11 protein-coding genes are annotated in these 11901 nt (G+C 62.3%); 5 read left to right on the top strand and 6 right to left on the bottom strand.

The genetic code is table 11. The annotated features are described in order from the left end of the window. Window positions 1-17 precede the first annotated feature (17 nt). On the top strand, window positions 18-938 hold the full coding sequence (locus IP79_RS00775; RefSeq protein ID WP_054117362.1) for an acyl-CoA thioesterase: 921 nt from the start codon (window positions 18-20) through the stop codon (window positions 936-938). Between the two features lie 106 nt (window positions 939-1044). Here the strand turns inward: IP79_RS00775 and IP79_RS00770 are convergent, their stop codons facing one another. Next, complete coding sequence (locus tag IP79_RS00770) at window positions 1045-1854, bottom strand: universal stress protein (RefSeq protein ID WP_054117361.1); 810 nt, start codon at window positions 1852-1854, stop codon at window positions 1045-1047. Between the two features lie 146 nt (window positions 1855-2000). On the opposite strand from IP79_RS00770, the gene IP79_RS00765 reads away from it, so the two are divergent. The 3 genes from IP79_RS00765 to IP79_RS00755 all read left to right on the top strand — a co-directional run bounded on the left by IP79_RS00765 (window position 2001) and on the right by IP79_RS00755 (window position 6518). Next, on the top strand, window positions 2001-3500 hold the full coding sequence (locus IP79_RS00765) for a carotenoid oxygenase family protein (protein WP_054117360.1): 1500 nt from the start codon (window positions 2001-2003) through the stop codon (window positions 3498-3500). Window positions 3501-3605: 105 nt separating this feature from the next. After that, complete coding sequence (locus IP79_RS00760; protein ID WP_054117359.1) at window positions 3606-5420, top strand: DUF885 domain-containing protein; 1815 nt, start codon at window positions 3606-3608, stop codon at window positions 5418-5420. A 192-nt stretch (window positions 5421-5612) separates the two neighbouring features. Continuing rightward, complete coding sequence (locus tag IP79_RS00755) at window positions 5613-6518, top strand: OmpA family protein (RefSeq protein ID WP_054117952.1); 906 nt, start codon at window positions 5613-5615, stop codon at window positions 6516-6518. 45 nt (window positions 6519-6563) lie between these two features. Here the strand turns inward: IP79_RS00755 and IP79_RS00750 are convergent, their stop codons facing one another. From IP79_RS00750 to IP79_RS00730, 5 genes are all read right to left on the bottom strand, one after another. Further along, window positions 6564-7367 (bottom strand): hypothetical protein, encoded by an 804-nt coding sequence (locus IP79_RS00750; RefSeq protein ID WP_054117358.1) that lies wholly within the window; start codon window positions 7365-7367, stop codon window positions 6564-6566. A gap of 49 nt (window positions 7368-7416) precedes the next feature. After that, window positions 7417-9378 carry an excinuclease ABC subunit UvrC gene (gene uvrC / locus IP79_RS00745; protein ID WP_054117357.1) on the bottom strand — a complete coding sequence of 654 codons (1962 nt, stop codon included), beginning with the start codon at window positions 9376-9378 and terminating at the stop codon, window positions 7417-7419. Between the two features lie 129 nt (window positions 9379-9507). Further along, window positions 9508-9915, bottom strand: a complete 408-nt coding sequence (locus IP79_RS00740; protein ID WP_054117356.1) for a host attachment protein — start codon at window positions 9913-9915, stop codon at window positions 9508-9510. 34 nt (window positions 9916-9949) lie between these two features. After that, a complete protein-coding gene (locus tag IP79_RS00735) occupies window positions 9950-10273 on the bottom strand; it encodes an HPF/RaiA family ribosome-associated protein (RefSeq protein ID WP_054117355.1) in 324 nt (107 codons plus the stop codon). A gap of 2 nt (window positions 10274-10275) precedes the next feature. Then, window positions 10276-10482 (bottom strand): hypothetical protein, encoded by a 207-nt coding sequence (locus tag IP79_RS00730; protein WP_054117354.1) that lies wholly within the window; start codon window positions 10480-10482, stop codon window positions 10276-10278. A 183-nt stretch (window positions 10483-10665) separates the two neighbouring features. Between IP79_RS00730 and IP79_RS00725 the strand changes: the two genes are divergently transcribed. Beyond that, window positions 10666-11871: an NAD(P)/FAD-dependent oxidoreductase gene (locus IP79_RS00725; RefSeq protein ID WP_054117353.1), complete on the top strand. Its 1206-nt coding sequence runs from the start codon at window positions 10666-10668 to the stop codon at window positions 11869-11871. Window positions 11872-11901 lie beyond the last annotated feature (30 nt).

The following is an 11901-nucleotide window of genomic DNA, read 5'->3' as shown; positions in this document are numbered from 1 at the left end:
CCGCATGGCCTTGCGCCATGACCGATACACCCACCAATGAACAGCTTGTCGCCGACCTGATCGGCTTGCTTACCGTCGAAAAGCGTGCCGCCGATATATACCTCGGCCCGCCGCAGGCTGACGGGATCGGGCGGGTGTTCGGCGGGCAGGTTCTGGCGCAGGCATTGCAGGCTGCACAGGCGAGCGTGACGGATGGCAAAGCGGCTCATTCGCTCCATGCCTATTTCCTGCGCGGCGGACGCGAGGGCGCAGGGATTGAATACCGCATCGAACGCGATTTCGACGGGCGCAGCTTCGCCAACCGCAGGGTGGTTGCCAGTCAGGAAAACGAGGACGGCATCCCTGTTCCGATCCTCAACCTCACGGCCAGTTTCCAGTTGCCGGAAGATGGCCTTGAACACGTCGATTCCCCGATGCCCGAAGTGCCGGGCCCCGATGATCTGCGCCCCGATATCGATCAGCGCCGCGAGATTGCCGATGCCTGGGGCGACAGGCTGAACGAGCTACAACGCCGCGTGATGCTGCGCCCGCGCCCGATCGAAATGCGCACAACTGACCGGTTGCACTGGATGAGCAGCGAACCGCGCGATCCGCGTGCCCATTCGTGGTTCAGGGTTGCAGCCCCGATCACAGGGGCGGACGACACGCCCGAACTTCACCGCGCGATCATCACCTATGCCAGCGACTACACCTTGCTTGGCACCAGCGCCCTGCCGCATGGACTCTCGTGGATGCGCAACGAGTTGGTCGGCGCCAGCCTTGATCATGCGCTGTGGTTCCACCGCGATGCGCGGGCGGACGAATGGCTGCTCTACGCCACCGATGCCCCTTGGTCTGGCGGAGGGCGCGGCTTCAATCGCGGGCGCATATTCAACCTCGCGGGCGAACTGGTGGCGAGCGTCGCGCAGGAAGGCATGATGCGGAAAAGAGTGAAGTAAATTGCCTCGTCATTGCGAGCCGAAGCCGCGGCAATCCATGGCCTGACGGTTCCGCTGGCGGTAACATCCGTCCATGGATTGCTTCGCTACGCTCGCAATGCCGATTTCAGTGAGCAAGGAGTATCGGCATTTCCGGCTCGCTCAGCATTTGCCGCGTCACGCCGCCCAGCAGCATTTCCGCCAACCGCGAATGGCCATAGGCGCCCATCACCATCAGTCCGCATTCGCGCAGTTGCGCTGCCGAAAACAAGATGTCGGCGATGCGTGCCTCCCCGCGCGGAATTTCGACGATTTCGCAATCGATGCCGTGGCGGCTCAAATACTTCGCGCCTTCTGTTGCAGGAAAATCGAAGCGCGCCTTTTCCGACGGTTCGGCGACGCTCGCCAGCGTGACCTTGCACGAACAGGCCAGCAACGGGACTGCGGCGCGTAATGCGTGCGCGGCTTCGGCCGATCCGTTCCACGCCACCAGCATCGGTGCACTGACATCGAAGGCCTTTGTGCCTTCAGGCACAACCAGCACCGGCGCACCCGCTTTCAACACCAGATCGCCGACCAGCGACGAAGGGCCGCGTGCGCCCAGATCAGCGGGGCCAAGGATCACGATGTCCGCCAGCGGCGAAGTTTCCAGCAGGCGGTGCGGCGCGGTGCCGTAGACAAAGCGCCAGTCCCACATCACGCCTTCGTGCTCCAGCTGCGCTTCGGTTTCGGCGCGCAGCTTTTCGGCGTTTTCCTTGATTACCGGCATCGCGGCCGCAATCGCCGAGCCATACACATCGCCCGGCGCGAAAACTTCGTAACTCAGCGCTTGCAGGCAGGTGATGTGGCCATTGGTCGCCCGTGCGATATCGAGCGCCACCTGCAAGCGCGCCTGCATCGCGTGATCGTGATCAATGTGCAGCAAGATCGATTTCATCGCATGTCTCCCGGTGATGTTTCACTTATCGATCTGGACAAGCTGGCTTGCCTTGATCGGGATCAAATTTCTCGCCCCGCGCCATGCTATCATACCAGCTTGCCAGCAGGCGGGCCATCGCTAGTCTGGCACGAGGGAGAACAACGATGCAGATCACGCGCCATCCGCCGGTGAAAACTACGCTGGAGCCGTCAAACCACCCCTATCTGACAGGGCCGTGGACGCCGCTGCACGAAGAGGTGGATGTCGCTGAACTGCAGGTGATCGAGGGTGCAATCCCAGCCGACATTGACGGCATTTACCTGCGCAACACCGAAAACCAGGTGCACCAGCCGCTGGGCCGCCACCATCCGTTTGATGGCGATGCGATGATCCACCAGGTCAGCATTTCGGGCGGGAAAGCGAGCTATCGCAACCGCTTTGTGCGCACCCACTGCTTCGAAGCGGAGCAGATTGCGGGCCAATCCCTGTGGGGCGGCTTGATGGACCCGTGGGGCACATCGAAACGCCCCGGCTTCGGCGCGCATGGCGGGCTGAAGGACACCGGCAGCACCGACATCATCGTCCACGCCGGCACCGCCTATGCCACGCTGTACCAGTGCGGCGAGGCGTGGATGCTTGATCCTGTGACGCTGGGCAGCCGCGGCAAGGCGCCTTGGGTGCCGCTCGACGGCATATCTGCCCACCCGAAGGTCGATGAAGCGACCGGCGAGCTGATGTTTTTCAATTATTCGAAGCACGCGCCATTCATGCATTACGGCGTGGTCGATCGCACCGGACAATTGGTGCATTACATGCCCGTCCCCCTGCCCGGCCCGCGCCTGCCGCACGACATGGCGATCACGCAGAACTGGTCGATCCTCAATGATATGCCGCTGTTCTGGGACAAGGAACTGCTAGGCAGCAACATCCACGCCGCGCGCATTCACGAAGGGATGCCGACCCGCTTTGCACTGATCCCGCGCCGGGGGCAGCCGGAGGACATCCGCTGGTTCGAGGCCGAACCGACTTACGTGCTGCACTGGACGAACGCTTGGGAAGAAGGCGACGAAGTCATCCTCGAAGGCTATCATCAGGCCAAGCCCATGCCCGATCCTCTCGAGGAAATGGGCCGTTACAGCCACATGATGGCCTATGTTGACGAACACTCTTTCCAGAGCCGCCTGCACCGCTGGCGCTTCAACCTGAAAACCGGCGAAACCCGCGAAGAACGGCTGACTGACCGGATTGTCGAATTCGGGATGATCAACCCGGCCTTTGCGATGCGCAAGAGCCGCTACGTCTGGTCGACCACCACGCGGCCCGGGTGGTTCCTTTTCAACGGCTATGTCCGGCACGACACCGAGACCGGGCAAGAACAGGTCTACACTCTGCCCGAAGGGGTCTACGCCAGCGAAAGCCCGATGGTGCCCAGGAAGGGCGCCGCCTCGGAAGATGACGGTTATCTTGTGACTTTCCTGATCGATGAAAACACCGCTACATCACAATGCGCGATCATGGACGCGAGAGACGTGACCAAAGGCCCGATCTGCCGCCTCGCTTTGCCGCACAAGATCTGTTCGGGCACCCATTCGGTATGGGTCGAACATGATCAACTGCGCGCCGACGCCGCCTTCCACGCAGCGCGCTACAGTTTGGCGTCATGACACCGGTCGAAGTGCCAGCGTCGCTCGTCGCGGGTGCGCTTGTGACGGTTGCGCGACAGGGATAGCGCGTCCCGAAATGCATTCCTCTTCCTTGGGACTTTTACAATGACCTTCCGTCTCGTTCTTGCTGCTTCAACGGCGCTGCTGCTTGCTGCTCCGGCCTACGCGCAAACCAATCCCGAACCCGCCGCCACAGAAGCGTCGCAAAGCGAGCATGACAAGCTGTTCGCCCTGTTCGACGATGCCGACGCACGCGAACTGGCGCTCAATCCGCTCAGCCGTCTGTTTCGCGGCGAGGATGAAAACGCCGATCGGCTGGGCGATTTCCTCACCGATTCCGCCTTCATCGCGGCGCGTACCGACACGCAGCTCAACCTCGCATTGCTGGCGCAGATTGACCGGTCGAAACTGTCCGAGACCGACCAGCTTGCCTACGATGTGTTCAAATATACCGAAGAACAATCGCTGAAAGGTGCAAGCGATGCGATCCGCGCGCTGACTGAAGTTCGCCCGATCAACCACTTTTTCGGACTGCACACCTTCTATCCGACCTTTGCCGGCGGCACCGGGGTCGCACCGTTCGAAACGCTCGCGCATTACGAAGACAATCTGGCGCGGCATGATGATTATATCGACTTCATCGAGCGTGCGATCGGCAAGTTCCGCGAAGGCATGAAAACCGGCGTGCTGGAAACTCGCCTGACCACCGAAATCATGATCACCCAGCTGGATACGCAATTGGCCAAGCCGGTTGCCGAATCCCCGTTCATGGCGCCGGTTCAATCCTTCCCGGACGAAATCTCCGCCGCAGATCAGGCGCGGCTTGCCGCTGCCTACGAGGCCAAGACCAAGCAGCTCTACGCCGCCAACACCGCTTTGCGCGATTTCCTGCGCGATGAATATCTTCCCGTAGCGCGCACCAGCGTGGGCCTGTCGCAGATGAAGGGCGGCGCAGAACTTTACGCCATGCTGGTCGAGGAATCGACCACGCTGCCGCTGGATGCCGAAACGATCCACCAGCTTGGCCTGTCCGAAGTCGCGCGCATCAAGGCTGATCTCGAAAAGCTGAAGAAAGAGGTGCGCTTCAAGGGCACGCTGAACGAGTTCTTCGATTACGTGCGCACCGATCCCAAGTTCCAGCCCAAAAGCCGCGAGGCCCTGACCCAGTCCTATTACGATATCGGCAAGCGGGTTGACGCCAAGATCGGCGACTACTTTTCGCTGACCCCGAAATCGCGGCTGGAAATCCGTCCCTATGATCCGTCGACCGAACAGTTCGAGGCAGGCGGTTCCTACCAATCGGGTTCAGCCGACGGCAAACGGCCGGGTGTGTTCTATTTCAACGCCTATGATTTGCCGAGCCGGCTGACCACCGGCAATGTCACGCTGTACCTGCATGAGGGTGCGCCGGGGCACCATTTCCAGATCAGCCTCGCGCAGGAAAACGAGGCGCTGCCGAATTTCATGCGCTATGGCGGCACCACCGCCTTTGTCGAAGGCTGGGCGCTTTATGCCGAAACGCTGGGTAACGAGATGGGCTTCTACAAGGACCCGTGGAACCGTTACGGAACCTTGCAGGACGAACAGCTGCGCGCGATGCGGCTGGTGGTCGATACCGGCATCCACGCCAAGGGCTGGAGCCGCGAGCAGGCGATCGATTTCATGATGCAGAACTCCGGCATGACCCGCACCGAAGTGGTGGCCGAAGTGGAACGCTACATCGCTATTCCCAGCCAGGCTCTGGCCTACAAGATCGGCGCGCTCAAGATCCAGGAGTTGCGCAAGCGGGCCGAAACGAAGCTGGGCGGCAATTTCGACATCAAGGCATTTCACGAGCAGGTGCTGAACACTGGCGGACTGCCGCTCGCCGTGCTCGAAGCCAAGATCGATCGCTGGATCGCGGCACAATCCGGGCAATAAACGGCCCGCTGGCCGCAGCAGCGCCCCTCAACTCACCGCATCCTCTGCCCCGGTTGCCCGCTCCATGGGCTGCCGGGGCAAACCCGTTCATCTGCCAGCAAGGTGGCGGCCAACAACCCCGCGTTCGCATTCAACGCCAACGACGGGTCTACCCACCGGGATCGCCGGCCCGCACCACAGGAGCATCCAGCTGTGACCACCATTTTCCGAACTCCTCGAAAAGTTGCGCTAACCGCACTGCTTGGCGCGGCGGCTGCCACCACCAGCCTCTCCGCCCAGACCGCGCCCGCCACCAATGATCGCGGTGAAGTGCTGACCACGGTGTACGGCAATCTGCCGCCGATGAGCGAACTGAGTGAAGGGCCGAAAGTCACCGGCATCATCTCGGCCCGGCAGGGTCAGCGCCTGCAAGTGACGGCCGATGATGGCACTGCCACAAACGTCACCCTGCACCCCGATACCGAAATCCGCACCCGCGGCGGCTTCCTTGGCATCGGCAACAAGACGCTCGACCAGAACGCGCTGATGAACGGCCTTCCGGTCACCATCAAGACTGCGCAATATGGCGAAGGCCTGGTTGCCAGCGAAGTGCGCTTCACCAGCGATGATCGCCAGATTGCCGCCATGATCCGCGGCGGCACCCAGCAGCAGTTCGGCGAACAGGGCGCAGCGATCCAGCAGAACGCCGCAGCGACCGAAGCCCTGCGCGGGCGACTTGGCGATATCGACAAGTATAACCTCAAGAGCACCACCAACGTCTATTTCGATACCGGCAGATCGGCGCTGACGCCTGGTGCCCGGGCAGAGCTGTGCTCGGCAGCGCAGGCGGCCGACGCCAGTGAAAATTCACTGCTTTTGGTGTTGGGTTACACCGACTCCACGGGATCGCAGGAGGTCAACCAGACCTTGTCGGAAAAGCGCGCAGCGGCAGTGGTCAACCACCTGCAACAAGTGTGCAAGTGGAAGCCCTACCGGATGCTGACGCCGACCGGGATGGCCATGGCCGATCCGGCGGCGGATAACACCACAGCGGCTGGCCGTGCGCAGAACCGCCGTGTGTCGGTCAATGTGCTGGTGAGCAAAGCGCTCGACGAATAGCAAGCGGATATGGGGGCGGGCCAGCGCGGCCTGCCCCTGCATCGCTTACATACCGGGCAGCACCGTGGGCGTGCCAGGTGGATGCGGGAGACCCAACTCATTGTTGAGCGTCCGGCGCAGCGGGTTCGTGCAATAAGGCGGGCCACCGATGTAATTGACATGCCCTGCCAGCGTCCCCGGGACACCGCCGCGCCGCAGGATAACGCGGCCCTTGCTGCCCACATCTTCGGGCAGCAGGATCGGATCGCAGGGACGCAAGGTCAATCCATCGTCACCCCCCGGCCCGTCAATCGCGACACAGACGAAGGGTTCGATGTAGCCATAGCGGCGGTGCACCCAATCGGGGATGGGGTCGTCGGGACCAAGCTCCCACCGCGGGTCCATGCGGCGCTGATCGAGCGCGCCTTGAACAATCGAAACCTCGCTGCGCGGTGTGCCGAAATAGTCCGCAATTTGCGCAGGCAGCGGATCGCGCCACGGCTCACGGGAGAACCACGCGTCCACCCGTTCGTCAGATCCGAACCTTACATCAGGCGACCAATTAACCTGGTTCGACCAGCAGTCGCCCAGCCGCCCGCCGCGCTGACCCGCAATCTCGACATCGCCGGGCAGACCCAGCCCATCGCCCAGCAAGGCGCGGCGATCATCGAAATAGTCGCCCTGCCCGTCAATCAGGAACGCCGCGATCGGCATGCCAAGCGCGCCAAGCACCAGCACGGTTGCCACCACTTGCGAAGGCCAGCTGCGAAGCACACGCGTGGGCAGGAACTTGCCCAGCAGCGCCGCAATCACGATCAACGTGAGCGGCATGACCAGCACGGTCAATATGGTGAACTGCTTCACATCCATCGCGGTACCATAGCGCGAATGTGGTTAAGGCGCGGTTGCCCCCGGCCGCCTACCCCCCGGCATGATAGAAATCATAAACCTTTCGCGCCACGGTCTCGCTCACACCGGGGGCGCGTTGCAGGTCTTCCAGCGCGGCGGCGCGGACCTTGCTGGCCGTGCCGAAATGCAGCAGCAAAGCGCGTTTGCGGGCCGGGCCAATGCCGGGAATCTCATCGAGGGGAGATGCCGTAATCGCTTTTGACCGCTTGGCCCGGTGGGCGCCGATGACATAGCGGTGCACTTCGTCGCGCAGGTTCTGCAAGTGGAACAATAGCGGCGAATTGACGGGGAGCATCTTTTCGCGCCCGTCGGGGAAATGAAACACCTCGCGCCCGTCGCGCCCGTGATGCGGCCCCTTGGCGACGCCGATCACCGCAACATCATCGGCAATACCGGTTTCCTGAAGCACACGCATCACGCTAGAAAGCTGGCCCTTGCCGCCATCAATCAGGATGAGATCCGGCAGCACAGTTTCATGGCCGCCGGCCTTGCCTTCCGGGCTTTCCTCCCCATCGGCAAACGCCCGGAACCGTCGCCCCATCACTTCGCGCATCATCGCAAAGTCATCATTGCTCTGCGCCTCGCGGATGTTGAACTTGCGGTACTGGCTTTTCTCGAACCCGTCCGGCCCGGCGACCACCATCGCACCCACGGCCTTGCTGCCCTGAATGTGGCTATTGTCATAGACTTCGATCCGCTGTGGGGGCGCATCAAGTTCCAGAAACTCGGCCAGCTCGCGGTTGAGCCGCGCTTTGGTGCCGGTCTCCGCCAGCCGCCGCTCCAGCGCCTCAACGGCATTGCGCTGCGCCTGCGCCATCAGCTTGCGACGGTCACCGCGTTCGGGGATTGAAATGCGCACCTTGCGCGCTGCGACCTCCGATAGTGCCGCCTCGATCAGCTCGCATTCGGGCAGGTCGCGATCAACAAGGATGTTCGGCGGGGGCGGCACTTCCTCGTAGAATTGCAGCATCACGCTTGCCAGCACCTGCGCTTCGTCAACATCACTGGTATGGCGCGGGAAGAAGGCGCGGTGGCCCCAGTTCTGCCCGCCGCGGATGAAGAAGGCCTGCACGCACATCTGCCCGTTCTTTGCCGCAAGCGCGAAGACATCGGCATCGCCCAGCCCGGCGGCATTGATCGCCTGACTACCTTGAATGAAGGTCGCCGCACGCAACCGGTCGCGCAGCATGGCGGCGGTTTCGAATTGCAGGTTTTCCGCTGCCTCGGCCATTTGCCGTTCCAGATCAGCCTGCACCGCGCCCGATTTGCCCGAGAGGAAATCTTTGGCCTGCCGCACCAGCGCTTCATAATCCGGTTCGTTGATCCGCCCGACACAGGGGGCCGAACACCGCTTGATCTGGTACAGCAGGCAAGGCCGGTCGCGGTTATTGAAGAAACTGTCGGTGCACGATCGCAGCAGGAACAGCTTTTGCAGGGCGTTGAGCGTCGAATTCACACTCCCGGCGCTGGCGAAGGGACCGTAGTAATTGCCCTTCGCCCGCCGCGCGCCGCGATGTTTCTGGATGCGCGGGAACGTGTGATCGGCGCGCAGCAGGATAAAAGGAAAGCTCTTGTCGTCGCGCAGCAGCACATTGAACGGCGGGCGGAACCGCTTGATCAGCTGCGCTTCCAGCAGCAGCGCCTCGGCCTCGGAGTTGGTGGTGATGATCTCCATGCTGCGGGTCTGGCTGACCATCCGCTGCAAGCGGCTCGATAGGCCGGCGATCTGGGTGTAATTCGCGACCCGCGCTTTCAGGCTACGCGCCTTGCCCACATACAGCACTTCGCCGCGCGCGTCGCACATCCGGTAAACGCCGGGAACCGGCTTCAGCACCTTCACCACATCGCGGATCGCCTTCACGCCGCCTTCCAGATCGGGCTGCGCGCTGGACACGGTATAAGCGGCGCGCTCCTCGTTGAAACGCTCCGCGCCGCGTGGGTCGTTGGGGGTGCCTGCGGGGGTTCGGGCCATAGGGGTCAGATAGGCATTGCGCAGCCTTCTGTCCAAGCCACAGCCAGCATCAATCGACAGCTGCGATGACGGCGCAAGAAGGGGCGCCGATCAACCGAAAGGCGCCCCTGCGTGATATGATCCGGCTGATCAGGCCGCAATGATCGACTGTTCGATTTCGTCTATCGAGTGATTGGTGAGAGCCTTGCCGACTTCGCCGACCAGCCGCTTTTCCAGCTCCATGTGATAGTGACGCCGCAACTCGCCCAGCGAACGCTTGTCCGCCACGATGATCAGGTTTTCGATCTTGTTGGTAAGGGCCTGATGGTTGAGCCAGTCTGCCGCAGCCGCCACATGCGCGGCTTCGTCAAGATCATTGCCACTGTGCTGGCCGGAGGTGATCGAATGACGCATCTTGCCCTGACTGCGATTGGTCGGGTCAAGATCGGGCGAGCCCAGATTATCAAGCTGCGGATGCGCCGCATCGCCCTTGTTATGCAGCCAGACGAAGCGTTCGCCATCGATCACGGCGATATGAGCGCCATCGGGTATCTTCATCGGAGGTACTCCATGCAATTTGAGGTGATGCTGATTACTGGCGGTGGCGGTCAGCCTTGCCGAACACCGAATCGAGCCGGGCCACCAGAGTGCCGAGTGCCGAATTGACAGCATCAAGCGGCTTTTCGGCGCGCTCGGCAACGAAGATCGGAGCGCCGTTTTTGGGGCGCGCTTCAAGCCGCGCTTCGACACCGTCGGCGCGGTTGCTGTCGCCATCAACGTCGCGCACATGAACTTCGACTGTGGTCAGCCGTGATCCGAAGCGGGTTTCCAACCGCTCGGTCAGGCGTTCGCGCACGGCATCCGCCATTTCTGCCGAGCCATCGATGGCATTGTCGGAATTGAACCGGATATCCATGATCAGCGCACCTTCCTGCTACGTTCGAGAACCGGACGCTGGCCTTCGGCATCAAGCGCGCCGGAGACCGGCTCGTGCTTGTTGCGTTCGCTGATTGGCCCGTCACCGGCGGTTTTTTCCTGATGGTCGAGGTGATCCTGCGAAGGCGCGTTGGCGTTCTTCATCCCAAGCGCCTTTTCGGCGATGTCTTTCTGGGTTTTGTCGGTCACTGTTCGGTGCCCCTTTCTGGTTCTGATGCCCCTGCTTGCAGGGGTAAAGAAAGCTAACCGGAACGATCGGCCGATGTTCCATTGCGTGGGCCAAACCCTGACAGGCAGAGGCCCGTGGCAAGACAGGCCGAAGTATGGCGCAGGCGATTGGCAATTAGCCCGCACGCGCCTATCCGCGCTGCGATGGAACAGCATGATGTGATCATTCTTGGCGCAGGCGCTGCGGGGCTTTTCTGCGCAGGGCAGGCAGGGCAGCGCGGGCTCTCTGTCGCGCTGCTGGAAAAAGCCGAAGCGCCGGGCAAGAAGATCCTGATTTCGGGCGGCGGGCGCTGCAATTTCACCAATCTGGGCGCGGGGCCGGGGAATTACCTTTCAGCCAACCCGCATTTCGCCAAAAGCGCGCTTGCCCGATACACGCCTGCCGATTTCATCGCCTTGGTCGAAGCGCACGGAATCGCGTGGCACGAAAAGACGCTGGGGCAATTGTTTTGCGACGGTTCGGCCAAACAGATCGTGGCGATGCTGCTGGATGAATGCCCTTCGGACAAAGTCATACTGACCTGCGATGTCGAGGTGGCAGGCGTGACGCGCGGCGATGATGGCAGTTTCACCGTCACCGCAGCCGATGGCCGCGCATGGGCCGCACCCGCACTGGTGATCGCGACAGGCGGGCCTTCGATCCCCAAGATGGGCGCGAGCGATTTTGCCTATAAGCTGGCGCGGCAATTCGGGCTGAAAGTGGTCGAACCGCGCCCTGCCCTCGTTCCGCTGACTTTGGGCGGCGAGGACGCGCTGTTCCGCGAATTGTCCGGCGTCGCCGCGCCGGTGCTGGCGAGGGCAGGCAGCGGCAAAGGCAGGGCCGAGTTCGCCGAAGCCGCGCTGTTTACGCACAAAGGGCTGTCCGGCCCGGCCATCTTGCAAGTTTCGAGCTATTGGCGCCACGGCGAGGAAGTTGGCATAACCTTCCTGCCCGCAGCAGCGAGCGACTGGCTGATCGCCGCCAAGCGTGATCGCCCCCGCACCCATTTGCGCACGCTGCTGCGCGAAGCCCTGCCCGCGCGGCTGGCTGATGCACTGGCCGACCGGTTGGGGCTGGAGCGGGAGCTGGGCAACCTGTCTGACAAGGAACTGCGCGCCGCGCAGTCACTGCTATCCGATTGGCGTTTCGCACCCAACGGCACCGAGGGCCTCGCCAAGGCCGAGGTGACCGCAGGCGGTATCGCTACGGCCGAACTTTCGAGCCGCACGATGGAGGCCGCCAAAATCCCCGGCCTTTATGCAATCGGAGAAGCGGTGGATGTCACCGGCTGGCTGGGCGGATACAATTTCCAATGGGCCTGGGCGAGCGGGTTTGCCTGCGCCGAGGCCTTGGCCGAGGCGAACACCTAAGGCACACGCCTAGGCCTTGACCGAGGCGCT

The organism is Porphyrobacter sp. AAP60 (genome assembly GCF_001296025.1).
In the GTDB taxonomy this organism is placed as follows: Bacteria; Pseudomonadota; Alphaproteobacteria; order Sphingomonadales; family Sphingomonadaceae; genus Erythrobacter.
This window is presented reverse-complemented; position numbering and strand designations above follow the sequence as displayed.